The organism is Aerococcus agrisoli, assembly GCF_003797145.1.
Lineage (GTDB): Bacteria > Bacillota > Bacilli > Lactobacillales > Aerococcaceae > Aerococcus > Aerococcus agrisoli.
This window is the reverse complement of record NZ_RKMG01000024.1, coordinates 13,381-33,874: the sequence shown is the minus strand read 5'-3', so window position 1 is coordinate 33,874 and position 20,494 is coordinate 13,381. Positions and strand designations below refer to the sequence as shown.

19 protein-coding genes are annotated in these 20,494 nt (G+C 41.4%); 15 read left to right on the top strand and 4 right to left on the bottom strand.

Annotated features, from left to right (window positions below; genetic code table 11):
• Positions 1-655 precede the first annotated feature (655 nt).
• Positions 656-1,132, bottom strand: coding sequence for an LURP-one-related/scramblase family protein (locus EF384_RS07355; RefSeq protein ID WP_123780751.1), 477 nt, complete (start codon positions 1,130-1,132; stop codon positions 656-658).
• Positions 1,133-1,405: 273 nt separating this feature from the next.
• Here EF384_RS07355 and purS point away from each other — a divergent pair, with 273 nt between their 5' ends.
• The 7 genes from purS (at position 1,406) to EF384_RS07320 (ending at position 9,286) form a co-directional block, all read left to right on the top strand.
• Positions 1,406-1,666, top strand: coding sequence for a phosphoribosylformylglycinamidine synthase subunit PurS (gene purS / locus EF384_RS07350; protein WP_123780749.1), 261 nt, complete (start codon positions 1,406-1,408; stop codon positions 1,664-1,666).
• Positions 1,666-2,349 (top strand): phosphoribosylformylglycinamidine synthase subunit PurQ, encoded by a 684-nt coding sequence (purQ, locus tag EF384_RS07345; RefSeq protein ID WP_123780747.1) that lies wholly within the window; start codon positions 1,666-1,668, stop codon positions 2,347-2,349. The genes purS and purQ overlap by 1 nt, the downstream gene beginning before the upstream one ends.
• Before the next feature lie 3 nt (positions 2,350-2,352).
• Positions 2,353-4,575 carry a phosphoribosylformylglycinamidine synthase subunit PurL gene (purL, locus tag EF384_RS07340; protein ID WP_123780745.1) on the top strand — a complete coding sequence of 741 codons (2,223 nt, stop codon included), beginning with the start codon at positions 2,353-2,355 and terminating at the stop codon, positions 4,573-4,575.
• Positions 4,576-4,791: 216 nt separating this feature from the next.
• Complete coding sequence (gene serC / locus EF384_RS07335) at positions 4,792-5,877, top strand: 3-phosphoserine/phosphohydroxythreonine transaminase (RefSeq protein ID WP_123780743.1); 1,086 nt, start codon at positions 4,792-4,794, stop codon at positions 5,875-5,877.
• A 94-nt stretch (positions 5,878-5,971) separates the two neighbouring features.
• Positions 5,972-7,174 (top strand): phosphoglycerate dehydrogenase, encoded by a 1,203-nt coding sequence (locus EF384_RS07330; RefSeq protein WP_123780755.1) that lies wholly within the window; start codon positions 5,972-5,974, stop codon positions 7,172-7,174.
• A gap of 712 nt (positions 7,175-7,886) precedes the next feature.
• Positions 7,887-8,099 (top strand): hypothetical protein, encoded by a 213-nt coding sequence (locus EF384_RS07325; RefSeq protein WP_123780741.1) that lies wholly within the window; start codon positions 7,887-7,889, stop codon positions 8,097-8,099.
• 311 nt (positions 8,100-8,410) lie between these two features.
• The gene (locus tag EF384_RS07320) at positions 8,411-9,286 is read left to right on the top strand and encodes an ROK family protein (RefSeq protein WP_123780739.1); all 876 of its coding nucleotides are present in this window, start codon (positions 8,411-8,413) and stop codon (positions 9,284-9,286) included.
• Between the two features lie 539 nt (positions 9,287-9,825).
• On the opposite strand, the gene EF384_RS07315 is transcribed toward EF384_RS07320, so the two are convergent.
• Genes EF384_RS07315 through EF384_RS07305 form a run of 3 tightly spaced genes read right to left on the bottom strand, consistent with a single transcriptional unit; the run spans position 9,826 to position 13,193 of the window.
• Positions 9,826-11,019, bottom strand: coding sequence for an ABC transporter permease (locus EF384_RS07315; RefSeq protein ID WP_123780737.1), 1,194 nt, complete (start codon positions 11,017-11,019; stop codon positions 9,826-9,828).
• On the bottom strand, positions 11,006-12,259 hold the full coding sequence (locus tag EF384_RS07310; protein WP_123780735.1) for an ABC transporter permease: 1,254 nt from the start codon (positions 12,257-12,259) through the stop codon (positions 11,006-11,008). Before EF384_RS07310 ends, EF384_RS07315 begins: the two co-directional genes overlap by 14 nt.
• Entirely contained in the window at positions 12,252-13,193 is a 942-nt protein-coding gene (locus tag EF384_RS07305; RefSeq protein WP_123780733.1) for an ABC transporter ATP-binding protein, read from the bottom strand. Before EF384_RS07305 ends, EF384_RS07310 begins: the two co-directional genes overlap by 8 nt.
• 186 nt (positions 13,194-13,379) lie before the next feature.
• Here EF384_RS07305 and EF384_RS07300 point away from each other — a divergent pair, with 186 nt between their 5' ends.
• From EF384_RS07300 to trmD, 8 genes are all read left to right on the top strand, one after another.
• Positions 13,380-14,531, top strand: a complete 1,152-nt coding sequence (locus EF384_RS07300; RefSeq protein WP_123780731.1) for a sensor histidine kinase — start codon at positions 13,380-13,382, stop codon at positions 14,529-14,531.
• Between the two features lie 9 nt (positions 14,532-14,540).
• Entirely contained in the window at positions 14,541-15,212 is a 672-nt protein-coding gene (locus EF384_RS07295) for a response regulator transcription factor (protein ID WP_123780729.1), read from the top strand.
• A 731-nt stretch (positions 15,213-15,943) separates the two neighbouring features.
• Entirely contained in the window at positions 15,944-16,312 is a 369-nt protein-coding gene (locus tag EF384_RS07290; protein WP_123780727.1) for a putative DNA-binding protein, read from the top strand.
• 78 nt (positions 16,313-16,390) lie between these two features.
• Positions 16,391-17,830, top strand: a complete 1,440-nt coding sequence (gene ffh / locus EF384_RS07285) for a signal recognition particle protein (protein WP_123780725.1) — start codon at positions 16,391-16,393, stop codon at positions 17,828-17,830.
• 167 nt (positions 17,831-17,997) lie between these two features.
• The gene (gene rpsP, locus EF384_RS07280; RefSeq protein ID WP_094518817.1) at positions 17,998-18,285 is read left to right on the top strand and encodes a 30S ribosomal protein S16; all 288 of its coding nucleotides are present in this window, start codon (positions 17,998-18,000) and stop codon (positions 18,283-18,285) included.
• Positions 18,286-18,305: 20 nt separating this feature from the next.
• Positions 18,306-18,554: a KH domain-containing protein gene (locus EF384_RS07275; RefSeq protein ID WP_199729734.1), complete on the top strand. Its 249-nt coding sequence runs from the start codon at positions 18,306-18,308 to the stop codon at positions 18,552-18,554.
• Between the two features lie 452 nt (positions 18,555-19,006).
• Positions 19,007-19,600, top strand: coding sequence for a ribosome maturation factor RimM (gene rimM / locus EF384_RS07270; RefSeq protein WP_123780721.1), 594 nt, complete (start codon positions 19,007-19,009; stop codon positions 19,598-19,600).
• Positions 19,600-20,340: a tRNA (guanosine(37)-N1)-methyltransferase TrmD gene (gene trmD / locus EF384_RS07265; protein ID WP_123780719.1), complete on the top strand. Its 741-nt coding sequence runs from the start codon at positions 19,600-19,602 to the stop codon at positions 20,338-20,340. The genes rimM and trmD overlap by 1 nt, the downstream gene beginning before the upstream one ends.
• Positions 20,341-20,494 lie beyond the last annotated feature (154 nt).

Sequence of the window (20,494 nt, the reverse complement as noted above, 5' to 3'; positions counted from 1 at the left end):
TCAGTTTAACGGTAGGGTTTCATTTTCGATAATTTCATTTCCTCTTTTTTTTGTTGGCTTTGAGTGAATGAGCGAAGATTGGAAAAAATCCCAGCGTCTTTTTGTATTCCTAATATGTTTCAAGTCTGATTCATTTATTGAGGGTAATACATGAAAAAATATTTTGGACAATTAACGAATATAAGTAAATAGATGAAAGCATTCAAAATGTGTCACTTATCGACTCAAATAAATGAAAAGCTTAGCTAAAGATTCTCTTATTTCATCTTAAAAATTAAGAAATTTGAAAAGAATTCATTTATATCATCAAATAAGTTAACCACAACGATTTAAAATTTTTTTAACATCCATTTGTGGGCATGCTTATGGTAGCGGACCACCTAAAATTGAAAGACTTGTGTACGCCTTTTACTTTGAAAAAATTCTTATAAATTTTGATTGAAATATATCATGGGAACAGGTTTAAGGACTGAAAGTGTAGTTCCTTAGCCGTGAAAGAGGATGAAATCGAGACCTTGGCTCGATTTCAAATTGAAAGACCTTGGCTCGATTTCAAATTGAAAGACCTTGGCTTTCAATGGTCCCACGGCTCATAAGGAACGTACACTGTAAGGACGAAAAATTTATAATTTTAATCTTTTGTCCCAGCCTCTTATTATCCTTTGCGGTCACGGATGGCATCAATGGCTAAGATAACGGCCATGACAGTGACGGTATCTTTGTCATCATTAATTTCAAATTCGTAGGTGTCTGACCATGAAAGAATTTTCTTTTGAATGCTTGCGACGGTGGCACCGTTTGTGTCTAAGATGGCATAGTTGTAGCCCCAGAAATCACCTTCAATGTGCCAGCCAATTTCTTCAATTTCGAATTTCGGTCGGAGAAAGGAAAATTTTTGTTTAATCACTGCGACTAGTTCATCTTGGCGGTAGACTTCCATTTTGGCGAAGAGCGTAAGGACAATTTCTTTGATGAAGGCGACTTCTTCTTCAGTTCGTGCGTCATAAATGCGCATTTTACGGCCGATAGATAAGAGTTGGCCGTCTACGCGGAAATAAGCCTGTTTGTTTTCATCGTAGATTTCAAAATCTTGCTTGAGTGAAAATACTTTCTGTTGCATATAGAGTTTCATCAGCTTCCTCCTTATTATTGGCGGTGGATCTATTTACTTAAAGTATATAGGGTTTACAAAAAATTGCCTAATGATATCCGAAAAATGAACGATGGACATACTAAATACCGAATATTCGTCTTTTTTACACCTAAAACCGAACAATAAATAAAATTAATAAAATAATCGTTTGCTTTTAGTGCTATAAGGTGCTAGTATGAAATCATATAAATTTATGGGAAAAGCACAATTAATCCATAATATCGTAATGTACGCCAATTTAGGAGGATGAACATGTATAAAGTAGAGGTATTCGTGACATATAAGGAATCTATCTTGGATCCACAAGGAGAAGCAATCAAAGGTGCTGTAGGCCGTATGGGTTACACTGATATTGCTGAAATTCGCCAAGGGAAATATTTTGAAATTGTTGTCGAAAGTGATGACGAAGCGCACGTAGCTGCTGAAATCGAAGCAATTTCTGATAAATTATTGGCTAATGTAGTCATGGAATCTTACCGCTACAACATCCAAAAGGTGGAGGTGGAAGCCTAATGAAGTTTGCAGTCATTCAATTTCCAGGCTCAAACTGTGACTTGGATATGTTGACAGCAGTTCAAGACGTCTTAGGTCAAGATGCTGAATACGTATCTTCAGATGCCTCATCACTAGAAGGTTACGACGCTGTTTTAGTACCAGGTGGTTTCTCTTACGGTGACTACTTACGTTGTGGTGCCATCGCCAACTACTCAAACATCATGCCAGAAGTAAAACGTTTTGCTGAAGAAGGTAAATTCGTTTTTGGTGCTTGCAACGGATTCCAAATTTTATGTGAAGCAGGCCTTTTACCAGGTGCTTTAATCCGTAACGATTCATTGAAATTTGTGTGTAAACCACAAGCTTTGAAAGTTGCCAACAACAAAACGGCCTTTACACATCAATACGAAGAAGATCAAGTCATTACAGTACCTATTGCCCATGGTGAAGGAAACTATGTATGTGACGATGAAACCTATGACGCGCTTGTGAAAAATGGTCAAATCGCCTTTACATATGAAGGGACCAATCCAAATGGTTCACGCGCAAACATTGCAGGTATTACCAACGAAGCCGGCAATGTATTAGGTATGATGCCTCACCCAGAACGTGCAGTTGAAGCGATTATCGGTGGCACTGACGGGTTACCATTGTTTAAATCAATGTTGACGGCATTTGAAGCACAAGTGAAGGGAGCTTAAGTCGTGGTACAAACAGAATTAAAAGCGACACAAATTCAAGAAGAAAAAATCTATCGCCAATGGGGTTTAACAGATGAAGAATATCGTGTCATTTCAGACGATATTTTACAACGTTTACCAAACTTCACTGAGACAGGTTTATTCTCTGTTATGTGGTCTGAACACTGTTCATATAAAAACTCTAAACCGATTTTGCGTAAATTCCCAACGAAAGGGAAACAAGTGTTACAAGGACCTGGTGAAGGTGCTGGTATCGTTGATATCGGTGACGGCCAAGCCGTGGTATTCAAAGCAGAATCACACAACCATCCATCTGCCGTTGAACCATATGAAGGTGCAGCAACTGGTGTTGGTGGGATTATCCGTGACATCTTCTCAATGGGTGCCCGTCCTGTCGCTGTCCTAGATTCACTACGTTTTGGTGAATTAGATGATGACCGTACAAAATACCTATTCGAAGAAATTATCGCAGGTATCGCAGGTTACGGTAACGCCATCGGTATTCCTACCGTTGGTGGGGAAATCGCTTTTGACAACGCTTATAAAGGTAATCCTTTAGTAAACGTAATGTGCGTTGGTTTAATCGATCAAAAAGACATTCAAAAAGGTCAAGCAACTGGTGTCGGCAACTCTATTATTTATGTTGGTGCCAAAACTGGTCGTGACGGGATTCACGGGGCTACTTTCGCCTCTGAAGAATTCAACGACGAAGAAGAAAGCAACCGTTCAGCAGTCCAAGTAGGGGATCCATTCATGGAAAAACTATTGATGGAAGCCTGTCTTGAAGTAATCCATAACCACCAAGATGCCCTAGTTGGTATCCAAGATATGGGTGCTGCTGGTCTAGTTTCATCATCTGCTGAAATGGCGTCAAAAGCTGGTTCAGGTCTAGTATTGAACCTTGATGATGTACCACAACGCGAGAGCGAAATGACTCCTTACGAAATGATGTTATCTGAATCACAAGAACGTATGCTTTTATGTGTGAAAAAAGGCATGGAAGAAGAAATTTACGAGGTCTTCAAGAAATATGACTTACATGCAGTCAACATTGGTCATGTTACGGACGATGGACGTTACCGCCTATTCCACAAAGGGATTGAAGTGGCCAACGTGCCAGTCGACGCCCTTGCAGAAGACGCGCCTGTATACTACCGCGAAGCGAGCAAACCTGCGCGCCTAGACGTTTTTAAAGCAATGGACCAATATGTACCAAGCGACCGTCCGGCTCTTGATACATTAAAAGCTTTGCTTGCCCAACCAACAATCGCCTCTAAACGTGTTGCTTACCAAACCTTTGACTCTGTTGTCCGCACGTCTACAGTCGTTGGACCAGGTTCAGATGCCGCCGTTTTACGTATTCGTGGCACCCAAAAAGCTTTGGCTATGACAACGGACGTGAACGCACGTTTCATCTACTTAAACCCTAAAGTGGGTGGACAAATGGCAGTTGCGGAAGCAGCGCGTAATATCGTGGCTTCTGGTGGTCAACCATTGGCAATTACTGACTGCTTGAACTACGGTAACCCTGAAGATCCAGAAATTTTCTACGAAATGGCTGAATCTGCAGACGGTCTTTCTGAAGCATGCCAAGTATTGGATACACCAGTAATTTCTGGGAATGTATCTTTATACAACGAATCAAACGGTACAGCTATCTACCCAACACCAATGATTGGTATGGTTGGTTTAATCGAAAACTTAGACCAAGTGACTACTCAAGGCTTCAAAGCGGCGGGCGACACGATCTACATCATCGGTGAAACTGCCAATGCCTTCAACGGTTCTGAATTGCAAAAATTAGAAACAGGCGAAATCGCTGGTGACGTATATCCATTCGATTTAGCAACTGAAAAAGCCAACCAAGCAGCTGTTCTAGCAGCCATTAAATCTGGCTACCTTGCCTCTGCCCACGACTTGGCTGAAGGTGGTTTAGGTGTTGCATTAGCGGAAGCTACATTCGGCACTGGTTTCGGTGCGGAAGTTTCTGTTGACCTACCAAGCGCACAATTATTTGCAGAAAATGCATCACGTTTTATCGTGTCTGTATCTGATGCGAAAAAGGCAGCATTTGAACAAGCATACGGCCACCAATTTACAGCAATCGGTCACGTGACTGAAGCAGCCGTTTTAGCTGTGACAACAAAAGATGAAACTTTTGACGTTGCGGTTGACGAATTAAATGAGATTTTTGAAGGTGCAATTCCTGCTTTATTAAATAAATAATTTTTTCACAAAAAATTTCCATGTGAAGACTGTATCTCTGAAAGCCTAATCAAGTAACATCCATAGACTTGATAGGCTTTTCCTATTATGCACAAACTTGTTAAATAGAAAAATGAGAAAAAATAAAGGTAGATTAAAATTAGATGAAAGATTATAATAATTGTGACGATGCAAACGTCGTTCAAAATAAGATATCGAAAGATGAGGGAAAAAGAAATGACAACTGTTTATAATTTCTCAGCTGGTCCGGCTACAATGCCAAAAGCTGTATTAGAACAAGCCCAAGCGGAACTACTTAATTACAACGGTACAGAAATGTCCGTGATGGAATTGAGCCACCGTTCCTCATCCTTTATCAACATTGTTGAACGCGCTGAGCAACAACTACGTGATATTATGCACATTCCTGACAACTATAAAGTCTTATTTTTACAAGGTGGAGGTACACAACAATTTACCCAACTACCTTTGAACTTGGCTAAGGGTCAAAAAGTGCAATATGTAAATACTGGTTCATGGGCAACAAAAGCCATTAAAGCAGCGAAACGTCTTGAAGACGTAACAGTTGATGTGATTGCTTCTTCTGAAGACAATGGCTACACATCTGTACCAGCATTTGGCGCTGAAAATGTAGATCCAAATGCAGCATACTTATACATCACTACCAACGAAACAATTGGTGGGGTTGCTTACCATGATATTCCAAAATTTGATGGTGTGACTTTAGTTGCAGATATGTCTTCAAACATCACTGCCAATGATTACAAAGTTGAAGATTTCGGTGTCATTTTTGCCGGAGCACAAAAAAACTTAGGTCCTGCAGGTGTAACAATTGTCATCATCCGTGAAGACTTATTGAAAGAAGACAAAACATTGCCTGATTTCTTAAGCTATGCAACACAAGCGGATAATGAATCAATGTTAAATACACCACCAACGTTCGCTATCTATGTGGTTGGTCTTGTATTAGACTGGATCGCTAGCCGTGGTGGACAAGAGGCAATGTATGCCAATGCCAAAGAGCGTGCGAATTTACTATACGATTATATTGATAATTCAAGTCTTTTTGTCAATAATGTGAAAGTGGAAAATCGTTCATTGACCAACATTCCATTCTTAACAAATGACCCAGAATTGGACAAACAATTTATTGCTGAAGCTGATGCAGCTGGCTTTAAACAATTGAAAGGTCACCGTTCAGTAGGTGGTATGCGTGCCAGCCTATACAACGCCTTCCCAATTGAAGGGGTTCATGCCTTAATCGATTTTATGAAAGCTTTTGAAGCAAAACACAAAGCCTAATTTCTAGTTGAAGCGAGGCTGGGAATGTTTGCCTCAGCCTCATGCCTTATAAACCAAGCATGGAGGAATTTACCAGATGGAATTAAAAGACCAAATTTATCAAATCAATACTTTTAATGCGATTGCCCAAGAGGGTATGGAACGTTTTGAAGATGACAAGTACGCGATCAACGATACAGATGATCCGGATGCTGTGATTTTACGTTCTAAAAATTTACATGAAATGCCATTTCCAGCTTCTTTAAAAGCCATTGCGCGTGCTGGTGCAGGGACTAACAACATCCCTGTTGAACGTGCAACACAAGAAGGTGTCGTTGTTTTCAACACACCTGGTGCTAACGCCAATGCGGTAAAAGAATTGGTTTTAGCGAACTTATTCTTATCAGTTCGTCCAATCTTAGAAGGGAATGAATGGGTACAAAACTTCCCATTTAATCCTGGCGACGATGTAGAAGCTATTGCGGAAGACCACAAGAAACAATTTGCTGGTAATGAGCTAGTTGGTAAGAAATTAGGTGTTGTTGGTTTAGGTGCTATCGGTGCTTTAATCGCTAACGATGCTGAACGTTTAGGTATTGAAGTGTACGGTTATGACCCATATGTATCTGTTGATACTGCTTGGAGCATTTCTCGCCGTGTACATCGTGTGCTTGAATTAGATGAGTTATTGAAAATCTGTGATTTCGTAACTGTCCATGTGCCGTTGATGGATTCAACTCGTGGCATGATTGGTGAGCATGAAATTGCCCAAATGAAAGCTACTGCACATCTTTACAACTTTGCGCGTGGCCCAATTGTGGACAAGGATGCAGTGTTGAAAGCTATCAATGACAACCGTCTTGGTGGTTACATTACTGACTTTGCTGATGCAGACTTATTGCACCATCCAAAAATCCGCGTGTTACCTCACTTAGGTGCTTCTACTGAAGAGGCTGAAATTAACTGTGCGAAAATGGCGGCTGCGAATTTGAAACGTTTCTTAGAAACAGGGGACATCGTTAACTCAGTTAACTTCCCATCTGTTCAAATGAGCTTTAATTCTCCATGGAGAATTACGCTAATCAACAAGAATATTCCAAACATGATTTCTACGATTTCTACTTTCATCGCGAATCTAGATATCAATATTTCTAACATGGTGAACCGTGGTCGTGGTGATTATGCATATACTTTGGTTGATCTTGATGAACTAGACCGCTCTAAAGTGGAAAACTTGATTGATGAGTTAAACAAAGTTGACAATGTTATCCGTGTTCGTGCAATTGAACACCCAGGTGCATTCTACGAAGAATACTAATAAGATCTTTCAAAAGGTTAGGACTTTATAGTTCTAACCTTTTTTCTATACAAGATAATAAACATGAGCCGTTGGCTCTAATTATAGAATAGCTTTGACTTTGTTTTAGTGATAGGTATTTTTTGAACCTTCGGCTTGTCGTGTATTGTCCTTTAAAAGCCGTGGCACCGTCTGGAGTCAAGGTCTCCAGACTCGGATTCGAGCCATGGTCTCGAATCACATGCTTTTTCACGGCTAAAGGACATACACTTCCGCCTTCGGCTATGACTTGCTATTCGTGTTTTTAAATTGGAAAGAGATTCATGTAATTGCCAAAAAAATTTATTCTAAGTTTTTACTGGTTTAATTTTGTGTTGAATCTGTAAGCGCATTATAATTAAGGGAAGAATTAATAGTAGTAAGTGCCTATTTGGACAAGTGTTTTTTTCGAATCTTTGTCACAGTTTGAAGGGGATGAGGGTGATGATGATGTCTGGCTTTTTTTTTAATCGCAATACTCTTGTTTTTTGTGATCGTTGTTTTATTGCTATTCCTACTTATTAGGGCGTTACGCAATAGAAGGTAAGATTTTTTTAGGTTAGTTAGATTTTAGAGTAAAAATATTCTGGAAAAGAGTGACTTTGTCCTCTTTTCTTTTGATAAGTTAAATGAATGGCAATATAATGATGATGATATATGAGATGTAATTTTATAGATTTTGAGGGACTTAAGAATGGATTTTTATCAATTTTTTGGAAAATATATTAGAGTTACCTTCATCGATGGGGAAGTAATGGAAGGTTTTTGCAATACATACAATACAAAATACGATACTGAAGACGAGTTATATGATGAATTAACGATTGAAAATGCAAAGTATGCATATTTTGGTTTTGATGAAAGTGAAGTTTCAAAAATTGAAGAAATTGAAAAGTTTGACTGGTAAATCTAATATGCAAAGCAGGCACTTAACATATTTGTTAGGTGCTTTTTGTGTATTAATTGAAAGAGATTGTTGAGACTGGATTTTGAATAATGGAAGTTCCAGTGGTTGGTGTTTTGGGGCTGGGAAGGTTGGTGGCATATTTCGGGTTAAAATGACACTTATCTTGACTGAAATATGTCATTTTCATATCAGTAAGGGGCGGATTTTGTGCTAGATGATTTTCATAGGGAATTGCGTGAAATTAGGGATGCAAGCGCTATTTATTTTCGGTATAATCGGAAGAAGAAATACTTTTAGTGGAGGCGTTGTGCATGGAAGCGAGAACTTTATACGGTGCGATTGAGGCCGGTGGTACGAAATTTATTTGTGCGGTGGCGGATGCGGATTTGCAAATTATTGATCAGGTGCGAATTGATACGACGGTGCCGGCGGAGACGATGAGCCAAGTGAAGGACTTTTTTAGTCAATATGAGGTTGTGAGTTTTGGTGTGGGTTCGTTTGGACCGATTGATGTGAACCATGATTCGGATACTTATGGTTTTATTACGAAGACGCCTAAGCAAGGTTGGGCGAATTATGATTTTGTGGGCGATTTGACGCGCTGGTTTGGTAAACCTGTGGGCTGGACGACGGATGTGAATGGTGCTTCGCTTGCGGAGTATACTTCTGGTGCGGCTGAGGGTGCTAATTCTTGTCTGTATCTAACTGTTGGTACGGGTGTTGGCGGTGGTTTCACGATTAATGGTGATATTTACCATGCGTTTGGGCATCCGGAAATGGGGCATATTCATGTGCACAAACATCCGAATGATACCTTTGAAGGGGCTTGTCCTTTCCACGGTGATTGTTTAGAAGGTTTGGTTTCTGGCCCTGCGATTGAGAAACGTGTGGGGATTAAGGGTGCAGATATTTCTCCTGATCATGAGGTTTGGGATTATGTTGCTTACTACCTTGGTCAAGCGATTGCGAGTTATTCGCTTGTGTTGGCGCCTGAGCGTGTGGTTATCGGTGGTGGTGTGATGCACCAAGAACACTTGTTGGACCGTGTGAAAGAGCAAGTGATTGTGGCTTTGAATGGTTACGTGACTTTACCGCCAATTGATCAGTATATTCAATTGCCAAAACTAGGTGATAATGCTGGGATTACAGGGGCATTATTGTTGGCGAAGGATACTGTGGAAGCGTAGTTTTGTTTATTTAGATGATTGATTTTATATGGAGGGGTTGGTGCTTGCACCAACCCTTCCTTTTGATGTCTTTTGATGTTGAAAACCCCCGCCACATTGTTAGGAAATGGCGGGGGTTTTACCTATAAGGAAAAATAGCGGGTGAGTTGCGGATGCAACTCTACCTTTTAGTTAGTTCTACGACCACCGAATTTGATGGGGATACTGTGATTACAGAATGAAATCTTATTCTGTAAGCATTCTTGTTTTTTTACAGAATCCAAATCCATTCGGGAAAAATTTCCGTTTTTTTACAGAATAATTGCCCATTCTGTAAAGGATTTTTGGGTTATACAGAACCAGATTTTATTCGGGACGATATCGTGATTTTTTACCGAATCCAATTTCATTCGGTAAGCATTCTCGTTTTTATACACAACCAGCAATTATTCTGGACAAGTTTACCATTTTTATACAGAATGGCGAGCGATTCTGTAATCGTCAGATTAAACACAAAACCCGCTACAGGCATCATGCGCTGTAGCGGGCTCTATCATACATTATGCAGTTTTCAGGTTGTCCGATTGATAGGCGCGGTACATGTAAGTCAGGGCGACAAAGGCGAGGGCGATTAGTACTTGGGTGCCCATGTATTGATAGATGGTGTCGAGCTGATTTTGGCTGAGTTGTTCGGCGCTTAGTATGATTTCATCGGTTTTGACTTGCCAGATGGGACTTGCTATCTGGGCGATCTGTTGCATGACGGGACTGACGAAGTCTCGTGGGACGAACAGGCCTGAGGTAAAGGCAAAGAATAGGGAAACACCGGTCGACATAAAGGAGATAATTCCTTTGTTTGGTGCGACGGTGGCCAGGAAAAAGGCCATCTGTTCAATCCCAAGCATGGATACGAAACTAGACATTACGAGTAGTATCCCGTGGCTTGAGGTTAAGGTATCCAGACCATAGATAATAGCAGCAATGACCATTAAGAGTAGCCAGAAACCAATACCAAAGACGGTACATGCTAGGAACAATTCACTATTCCGTTGGGTTGGTGAGATGTGCCCCATGGTGTCGCGTTTGACGATTTCGGGGTTACGCATGGAAACCATAGGTAATCCGAAGATGGCGATGAGGGTCATCATCAAGGCATACGCGGCATAGTGGGTATAGGAAGCACCAAATCCAAGCAAGTCTGCGTCTAAATTGGTCGCCGTAGCTGTGGTGACTTCAATGTTTGATGCCATGGATGCCTCGATTTTATCAAGTGTAGCTTGAACGGCATCTGGATCATTGATATCGGTTGTCCCCGTGTTGAGGATTTGGAAGTTACTGATATAATTCTCAATCATTGTGTCCACATAGGTGGCTGTCTTGGTTCCAGGGGATACGTTTTTTTCCAAAGCTAAGACGTTACTGTTTAATAAGCTTTGTCCGAAGCCTGCAGGGATTTCCAGGATGTAGTCGGCGTCGTTGTAGTAGAGGGTGTCGGCGATTACTTCGGGATCATCCTCGACGCTAGATACATTGGACTGATTGTCTAGATAGGAAATCATATGGTCGGTTACCGGGTCGCCTTGGTCGTGATTGACGATACCGATGTTCATGATTACTGGCTCAAAGGTTGCGGTCAGGCTATTGGTATAGACGATTGAGATGGGTACAGCAATGGCCACGACAAGGATAATATTGGTAATAATCATGGTTTTGTAAGCTTTGATCAGTGAATAGAATAGTTTAAAGACTTTCATAATCGGTCCTCCTTATCCCAACCAGGGTAATGATGAAGCAAGCAAGGGCAAGGACCACAAGCATGCTCATATTTTGGTTGAATTGTTGGTAAGTCGGGTAATTATTCAAATAATAAAAGGCATCATTGATTAGGGCAACTGGATTCAATTTGTTCAAAACAGGCACATGATCGATAACCCAGAGTTTGAGTTCATAGGACATCATACCGGACATGGCAGCAAGGACCAGTGGCACAATAGTTGTGATGACATTGAGTAGTCCTTCGCTGACTTTGAAGGTAGCGGCAAGGGCTGTGCCAAGGAGCAAACCGGTTGTGGTACCTAAAGTCATGAGGGCGATGATACGACCGCTTTCTTGGCCCAAAGGCACCCCGTTGAGATTGAAAATAATCAGCAGCAGGTATACGACAAGTAAGGCTGCGATTTCCCAAAGGAAGAAAGTGGCAAAAAAGCGTGTGAATTTTTTGCTTGGTGATACTGTTTCGCGTAAGGCATAGACGCCGTATTTGGCTTCATTCTCGATAATCAGGTTAATGCCTAGGGCCATAAAGTAGATGCAGACATAAGCCAAACATACATAGTAGTAGTTGGACCAAGGCGAGACACCTGGGGTGCGGCTAGAGGCGACGATATGATCTTGTTGTAAGTCCAAGTTACTTAATTTTAGTTCCATTTCGGCCATCGCTTCAGTCGGGTCGGGCAGACTGGCCACCCCATCATATAAAAGGGTAAAGGCATTGGTGTTAGAAGCGAAATAAGACAAAATAGCATAAACAATTGACGCATTAATGGAATTGGCTGCTGCCGGGGTGACGTCAAAGCTAAAGTTTAATTGGCCTTGGTCGTCTACTTGCGGGCTGATGGCCTGGTCGATAATCCCGTCATTTAAGTATTGGCTAGCTGCATCCTCGGTTTCGGCTTCCACAAATAATAGGGGAAAGTTTTCGCTAGCCCGTTCGCCGTTAATATAATTTTCCGGAATGACGACTTCTTCGTTTTTCACCGTGGTAAATTCGCCAATATTGCCTAGTAACTCCTTGATACTATCCTCTTGGGCTTGGTCGCCGTCAAAAACAATAGCTACGGGAATAGGTTCAAATTCGGTTGTTTCCTGGGTCATACCTTGAAAGGAAAACATATAGATAAGTCCGTATGCTAGGGGGAAAAGCATACCCCACAACAAGCCTTGACGGTTACGTAACATGATTTTCAGTTGGTAAAAAAGACTATGCCTAAACATGGTCACGCAACTCCTTCCCTGTGATTTCTAGAAAGACATCATTCAAGGTAGGTTTTTGGACACTCAGATTCATCATGTCGATTTGGTCGGTTGACAGAATTCGCATCACGTTCATCAGGTGATCAATCCCTTTGTGGAATTGGACGGTTAAGATATTTTGATCGTAGGTGACTTTCGTCACGTCAGCTAATTCACTGATTTTTGCCATGGTTTCATCCGGCAATGTATAAATTTCGGCTGTAATGATTTCTGAATGATTGGACATGGCTTTGATTTCATCGGCGGTACCGGAAACCAATTCCTTGCCTTGATCCATGATGGTTAGGCGGTCACAGAGTAGTTCCACTTCCTCCATATAATGGGTGGTGTAGATGACCGTTTTCCCTTCAGCGGCTAATTGTTTGATCCCGTCTAGAATATTGTTACGGGATTGGGGATCAACCGCTACGGTCGGTTCGTCTAAAATGATGAGGTCAGGCTTGTGGGCGATACCACAGGCTAGGTTTAAGCGGCGCAGTAAACCGCCAGATAGTTCTTTTGGTTTAAATTTACGGAACTGGTCAAGAGCCACAAATTCGATGGCATCTTCAACGTAAGTCTTCCGTATGTGTTTGTCGTTAATATAGAGGCCACAGAAATAGTCGATGTTTTCTTCAACCGTTAGTTCATCATAAACGCCAATATTTTGCATGACTAAACCGATACGGCGCTTTAAATCATAGCGGCTGCTGGACATAGGTTGGCCAAATATTTTGACATCACCACTATCATAGCGTAATAAAGATAGCAGACAATTGATGACAGTTGTTTTCCCAGAACCATTCGGGCCTAGTAGTCCATAAATTTCGCCTTCATTAATGGATAAGCTAAAGTGGTCAACAGCGACCAAATGTTTGTAGCGCTTCACTAAATCGCGAATTTCTACGATTGCCATAATTTATATACCTCCCTCATGCAAACTACTTGCAATGCGAATACCCAATTTCTTTGTTCTTGTATGTATTATCTAGGAAACGCATTCAAAATGAAATAGAAAATAATCACATTCCAGGTGACAGATGTCATTGAAAATAGTGTATAGTGGGGTAAAATAAAGAAAAGCTCTGGAAGGGGTAGATATATGCGGTGGGTTGAATTTAATTTGAAAATTGTCCTTCTTGTGACGATTGTTGCCTTTACTATGGTTTATTTTCGGTTAGATAATTTGCCCATTGCGCCTTTAGCTGTGGCAATGATTTTGTTGGCTGAAGAAATGTTGGTCAATCCTGATTACATTCGAAGAAGTGATAAATTGGATAAATCGTCGTTCATCTACCGAATCCGACAATTGGACGAACGTTTGACGACCGCCATTATTGTCAGTCAATTGTTTATCATGTTGGCGATTGTGCCGCATTTATATTTCTTCGTGCCTGTATTTTACTTTGAGCATGCAATCAAGCAGAGGTCCGATAATTTTGCCTTCCCAACAATCTTTCTCCTAGGTGTGTGGTTGGACTATCATCCGCTCCTGTCGCTGGCTGTGATGGGTTTGTCGATTCTCACTTCGTATCTGCATACGGCGATTGTGCAGTCGGTAGATTTTGAGGAGGAAGCTTATTCGCAAATTGACTTGCTGCAGGCCATCAATAATCGCGCCCATACCGAGCATCAAAACTTAATTCGCCTCCAGGACCGGCAGTCGGAAAGTCAGCTTTTGGCTGAGCGGAAAAGGATCGTCAGCGAAATTCACGACATTCTTGGTCATCATTTGTCATCGGCCGTGATTCAAATTGGGGCGCTTGAGTACATGACGGACGACCCGCAGATGCAGGAGTCACTGGGTCAGGTCAAGGGGGTGTTGAATACCTCTATGAATAATATCCGCAAGGTGATTCATGAGGAGCGTTCGTCGACGGTGGATTTGGAACGTGAATTGCATGCTTTAGCTGATGCCTTTACCAAGGCCAATATTAGTTTGGTTTACCAAAATAAACGCGTGTTGCCGGACCAGTATGCCCATTCGATTATTAATATCGTGCGCGAGGGCTTGGCAAATATCAATAAACATTCCAATGCGAGCCAAGTCCAAATTCGTTTTATTGAAACGCTGAATAAATGGCATCTGTTGATTGCGGACAATGGGAATTTGCTTTCACATGATGAGGATATGCATACCGGCATCGGGATTATGGGCATGGAAGAACGGGTGCAATTGATGAATGGCACCATGCACATTTCCAAAGGACCTGGTTTCCATATTTTTATTACCATTCCTTTTGAACGAGAATAGGAGGGCAAGATGAAGGTACTTTTAGTAGACGACGATGCCCTAGTAACGAGCGGAATTGCCATTATTTTAAAAGCCAAAGCCAAGCATTTGGGCTTAGTGATTGAAATTGTGGGCATTGGCCGTGACGGTAGGGAAGCCATTCAATTGTATGAAACCCACGAGCCGGATGTGGTGCTGATGGATATCCGGATGCCGCATATGCTTGGGATTGAGGCCGGCAAGATTATCCAAGCCAAATATCCGGATGCACGTATTATTTACCTAACTACTTTCTTGGAGGATGAGTATATCATCGAAGCCTTGCGTTCAGGGGCTAAGGGCTATTTGCTAAAAACGGATTACGAGTCCTTGCTGCCGGCCATCGAAGCTGTTGAACAAGGTCACCGCGTTTTTGGGAATGAGATTATCGAGAAAATCCCAGCTTATTTGGATATGATGGGGCAAACGTCCATCGAGGCTAGCAAGCGTGAACCTATTGATCCACGCTTGAGTGAGCGAGATCACGAGCTGATTTATTGGGTGGCGCAAGGCTTGAACAACAAGGAAATCGCCAATATGATGCACTTTTCTGAAGGAACCATCCGCAATTACTTGTCGGATATCCTGGTCAAACTAGGCGTCAGAGACCGGACGCAATTGGCAATATACTATTTTAAGCACGTTGATAGAAACAGGATGTGAGCGAGGGCGTTTAGACAGGTAGCACTGGAAGAGATATGCAGTAGCAAGCGCAGCTTGCTGCAAATATCTCTGAAGTGGAGACCTGTCTGCCCAAGCGAACTCAACTTCACAGGATGTGAGAAAAAGCGTTCAGCCCTCAACCAGTGGAAGATTAGTGCCGACGATGACGGTAGTCATCGGCAAACTAATCTGAAGTGGGCAGAGGGTTGCTTTTTCGAACTCAACTTTGATTATATAAAATGAGATGGCGGGCGATTACACAATCGCTCGCCATTCTGTATAAAAATGTTGAAGTTGTCCCGAATAATTCCTGATTGTGTATAAAAACGCGAATTCTTACCGAATGAATTTGGATTCGGTAAAAATTCGCCAAATCGTCCCGAATAAAATCTGGTTCTGTATAACAGAAAAATCCTTTACAGAATGGGCATTTATTCTGTATAAAAATGGGCATATCTTACACAATGAGATTTTATTGTGCAATCACAGAATCGCCTTCAAATTCGGTGGTTGCAGAAGTAACTGAAAGGTAGAGTTGCGGATGCAACTCACCCGCATGGTTACTTATTTTTTTATTGAGTAGGCATGATCTAAAATTGTTTTTTCTGCTGAAGGGAAGTTGGCCTTTGTTTTGTGGCACTTTCGTTGATAACTGGGCTTTGTTCGTGTATACTATTCTCTTGTAAAGGAAAACTGCTTGACAAATAATAGACTAGATAGAAGAGGCTTAGATGGAAATTCAAAAAACCAATGAAATTAATTCCTTATTGACCTTTTATGGGGATTTATTGACGGAAAAACAACGTGTTTATATTGAACTATACTATGCTGAAGACTACTCGTTAGGCGAAATTGCTGAAAATTTCGATGTGTCAAGGCAAGCAGTTTATGATAATATTCGCCGTACTGAAAAAAGTTTACTGAAATATGAGAACCACCTGCATTTGGCACGTGATTATTATGCGAGAGAGGCTGTTGGGGATGAGATGGCGGCTTATGTTGCCGAGCATTACCCAGAGGATGCCCAGTTGCAGTTGTATTTATCACAATTGATTGCCATCGATAATCAAGATGGTGACGTGCTAGAGGAAGACGTGTAAAAGCGTAGGGCTGTCCTTTTTCCAGTAATAGACGATTAAAAAATAGAATGAATCAAAGAAATATGAAGGAGTGTCACAATGGCTTTCGAAAGTTTATCGGATAGACTACAAGGTGCTGTCCAAACTATGGGTAAGAAGGGTAAAATTACCGAGGGCGACCTGAAGGAAATGATGCGTGAGGTACGTTTGGCTTTACTAGAAGCGGACGTCAACTTCAAAGTTGTCAAAGACTTTGTTAAACGCGTTAACGAACGTGCCCTAAATAGTGAAGTGCTACAATCATTATCACCAGCGCAACAAGTCGTGAAGATTGTTAACGACGAATTGACGGATTTAATGGGTGGGGAACATGTGGATATTCAATATGCCACTACGCCACCAACTGTCATTATGATGGCAGGTTTACAAGGTGCTGGTAAAACAACAACTGTTGGGAAACTAGCGAATTTCTTGAAGAAAAATGACCATAAAAAACCATTATTAGTTGCCGGCGATATTTATCGTCCAGCGGCGATTAACCAATTACAAACACTTGGTCAACAATTGGATATTCCAGTGTTTACCTTAGGTGATCAAGTTTCACCTGTAGAAATCGCTAAACAAGCGGTTGAACATGCGAAATTGCAAGGTTATGACTTGGTATTCATCGATACGGCTGGTCGTTTACAAATCGACGAACGTTTGATGACTGAGTTGAAAGATATCAAAGTCGCGGTTCAACCAAACGAAATTCTATTAACTGTTGATTCGATGACAGGGCAAGAAGCAGCTAACGTTGCCAAAGCCTTTGATGAAGAATTGGATGTTACTGGGGTTGTCTTAACAAAATTAGATGGTGATACTCGTGGTGGTGCGGCTTTATCTATCGTATCTGTAACGGGTAAACCAATTAAATTCACAGGTACTGGTGAAAAATTAACAGAAATTGAACGTTTCTACCCAGACCGTATGTCAAACCGTATTTTAGGTATGGGGGATATGTTAACCCTTATCGAAAAAGCGCAAGCTGAATTTGACGAAAATGAAGCGGAAGCTATGGCTGCGAAAATGCGCGAAAATACGTATGATTTCAATGACTTTATCAAACAAATGGACCAAATGAACAACATGGGTCCATTGAAAGATATCATCAAATTGATTCCAGGTATGAGCAAATTGGGTAATCTTGATCAGTTAAACATTGATCCTAAACAAATGGCGCATACGAAAGCAATTATTCAATCCATGACACCATACGAACGTGAAAATCCAGATTCCATCAACCAATCTCGCCGTCGTCGTATTGCGAATGGTTCTGCATCTACTGTTCAAGAAGTAAACCGTTTGATTAAGCAATTCAATGAATCACGTAAAATGATGTCAGCCATGACTAACGGCAACATGGGTGCTCTTCAAAATATGATGGGCGGCCTAGGTGGTGGCGGTGGTTTTGGTGGCAACCGTAATCAAAACCGTGTGGCTGAATTACAAGCGAAACAAATGGCGCGTAAGTTGAAAAAGGCTAAAAAGAAACGTTAAGTTGATTTCATTGGAAAAGGTCTGTCCTTTTTCAAAAAAAAAAAAATCAACCTGTAAAGAGAAAATACTTTACAAGCTCGTAGAAACTTGTTAATATAGTTAAATGTGATGAGCTATTAGAGCTTTCAATATATAAAATTACATTCATTCTTAGGAGGAAATTATTCATGGCAGTAAAAATTCGTTTAAAACGTATGGGATCTAAACGTAACCCATTCTACCGTATCGTAGCAGCAGACGCACGTTCACCACGTGATGGTCGTATCATCGAAAAGATCGGTACTTACAACCCAACTACTAATCCTGCAACTATTGAATTAGATGAAGCATTAGCACTTAAATGGTTAGGTAACGGTGCGCAACCTACTGATACAGTTCGTGATATCTTATCTCGCCAAGGCGTTATGAAGAAACATCATGAAAACAAATTAGAAGCTAAAGCATCTAATAAATAAGCGTAAGTATTATGAATGAAATGCCAAATATCGAAGATTTATTGTTAACAATTGTTACACCATTGGTGAATCATCCTGATGAGATCCAATTGAACATTGTTGATGGAGATGAATTTTTAGAATACCATTTGTTACTACATCCTGATGATGTAGGTCGGGTGATTGGCAAGGGCGGACGTGTTGCGAACGCTATTCGTACGATTCTATACAGTGTGCGTGTGGCGGGACCAAAACGCGTAAGACTGGTCATCGAACGAGAAGAATTATAAAAACAAGATGTGAGCGCGGGCGTTTAGACAGGTAGCACTGGAGGGGATATGCAGTAGCAAGTGCAACTTGCTGCAAATATTTCCGAAGTGGAGACCTGTCTGCCCAAGCGAGCTCAATTTCATAAGATGTGAGGACCGACGCCAAGAAAGCCACCGGTGGAAGACTATAGCAGTGGCGCACGCAGTGTGGCGCAATATAGTCTGAAGCACAGGGCTTTCTGGAGGTCCGAGCTCGATTTGAAGATGCGAGAAAACTCGAAGGCCTTAGTGGTTGACGAGTTTGAGCCATCTATACTTCTTAGCGACAATACTTTGCCTGAAGGCGTGTGACTTTGATGTCCACGTCTTTTTTCATATCCAAAAGACCTGAAATAAGGTAAAATAAGCATGACGCTTGTTTCGACAAGAGAGGACATGTTGTAATCACAAAACAAATTGGAAGGATGATAGATATGGTGAAAATTGAAGGTATGCCTGAGGAGCAATTTTATATTGTGGGCAAGATTGTCAATACCCAAGCTTTACGCGGGGAAGTTCGCGTGATGGCGACAACTGATTTTCCGGAAGAACGGTTTAAAATTGGTGCTAGTTTGAGTATTTTCAATGGCGATAAGTTAGTGGAAGAAGTGGAAGTAGACGGTCATCGTTTGCATAAAAACTTCAACTTGCTACATTTCAAAGGCAAGGACAATATTAATGATGTTGAAAAATTCAAAGGGATGGACTTGAAAGTTGCTGGTTCTGAACGCGAAATGGATAGTCTTGAAGAAAATGAGTATTACTATGACGATATTATTGGCCTAGAAGTCTATACAAACGACGAGAGATACCTAGGGAAGATTCGTGAAATTATTTCCTTGCCATCTACTAATGACGTCTGGTCTATCCAACAACCAAACAAGGGGAAAGATATCTTGATTCCTTATATTGAAGATGTAGTTTTAGACATTTTATTGGACGAGGGCAAAGTGATTATCGACCCAATGCCAGGTTTAATCGATGACGTTGAAACGGATGAGGACGTAACAGAAAAAGGTGACGCATAGTGCAAATTGATGTCTTAAGCCTTTTTCCCGAAATGTTTGACGGACCTATGACAACTTCGATTATCGGTAAGGCGCAGGAAAAAAAGGTAGCCAACATCGATGTCACAGACTTCCGTAAATTTGCGGTCAATAAACACGGACATGTCGATGATTATCCTTACGGCGGCGGCGCTGGTATGTTGCTGCGCGTAGATCCGATTAATGATGCACTTGAAGAAATCAATAGCAAGCATCCGGACACCAAAAAACGTGTGATTTTGATGGATCCTGCGGGTGAAACCTTTACCCAACGACATGCAGAGTCCTTCGCCCAAGATGACCATCTGATTTTCATCTGTGGTCACTATGAAGGCTACGACGAACGTATTCGTTCTTACGTGACCGACGAAATTTCGGTTGGTGATTACGTGTTAACTGGTGGTGAACTCGGTGCTATGATCGTGATTGATGCTACCGTGCGCTTGCTAGATAATGCCGTTGGGAACGAAGATTCTATCACTGGCGATTCATTCTCCACTGGTTTGTTGGAGTATCCACAATACACCCGTCCACCTGAATATAAAGGTATGAAGGTTCCCAATGTGTTGATGTCTGGTAATCATGCGAAAATAGCAGACTGGAAGGGAAAAGAATCTCTGCGCCGTACCTATGAACGCCGCCCGGATTTATTGGACAACTACCCACTTTCTAACCAACAAAAAGTCTGGTTAAATGAAATCAAAGCTGAGTCAAAAGAATAATATGAGAAAAGTGGCGTGCAGTTGATAGTAACTGCGCGCCACTTTTTTGGATGTTTGGTAGCGGAGTGGGTGGGGTACATTTTAGGTAAATAGTATCGTTATTGGGCGTGGGGTGGTTTTATTTCAGTATATAGTATCGTTTTTGGGAGAAAGG

Coding starts and splice junctions, on each gene's coding strand:
- EF384_RS07355 (WP_123780751.1), bottom strand. CDS start 1,132: ATGAAACTCTATATGCAACAGAAAGTATTTTCACTCAAGCAAGATTTT.
- EF384_RS07320 (WP_123780739.1), top strand. CDS start 8,411: ATGGAAGCGAGAACTTTATACGGTGCGATTGAGGCCGGTGGTACGAAA.
- EF384_RS07290 (WP_123780727.1), top strand. CDS start 15,944: ATGGAAATTCAAAAAACCAATGAAATTAATTCCTTATTGACCTTTTAT.
- EF384_RS07305 (WP_123780733.1), bottom strand. CDS start 13,193: ATGGCAATCGTAGAAATTCGCGATTTAGTGAAGCGCTACAAACATTTG.
- purS (WP_123780749.1), top strand. CDS start 1,406: ATGTATAAAGTAGAGGTATTCGTGACATATAAGGAATCTATCTTGGAT.
- EF384_RS07275 (WP_199729734.1), top strand. CDS start 18,306: ATGCCAAATATCGAAGATTTATTGTTAACAATTGTTACACCATTGGTG.
- EF384_RS07300 (WP_123780731.1), top strand. CDS start 13,380: ATGCGGTGGGTTGAATTTAATTTGAAAATTGTCCTTCTTGTGACGATT.
- serC (WP_123780743.1), top strand. CDS start 4,792: ATGACAACTGTTTATAATTTCTCAGCTGGTCCGGCTACAATGCCAAAA.
- purQ (WP_123780747.1), top strand. CDS start 1,666: ATGAAGTTTGCAGTCATTCAATTTCCAGGCTCAAACTGTGACTTGGAT.
- EF384_RS07295 (WP_123780729.1), top strand. CDS start 14,541: ATGAAGGTACTTTTAGTAGACGACGATGCCCTAGTAACGAGCGGAATT.
- EF384_RS07315 (WP_123780737.1), bottom strand. CDS start 11,019: ATGAAAGTCTTTAAACTATTCTATTCACTGATCAAAGCTTACAAAACC.
- rimM (WP_123780721.1), top strand. CDS start 19,007: ATGGTGAAAATTGAAGGTATGCCTGAGGAGCAATTTTATATTGTGGGC.
- EF384_RS07325 (WP_123780741.1), top strand. CDS start 7,887: ATGGATTTTTATCAATTTTTTGGAAAATATATTAGAGTTACCTTCATC.
- ffh (WP_123780725.1), top strand. CDS start 16,391: ATGGCTTTCGAAAGTTTATCGGATAGACTACAAGGTGCTGTCCAAACT.
- rpsP (WP_094518817.1), top strand. CDS start 17,998: ATGGCAGTAAAAATTCGTTTAAAACGTATGGGATCTAAACGTAACCCA.
- EF384_RS07310 (WP_123780735.1), bottom strand. CDS start 12,259: ATGTTTAGGCATAGTCTTTTTTACCAACTGAAAATCATGTTACGTAAC.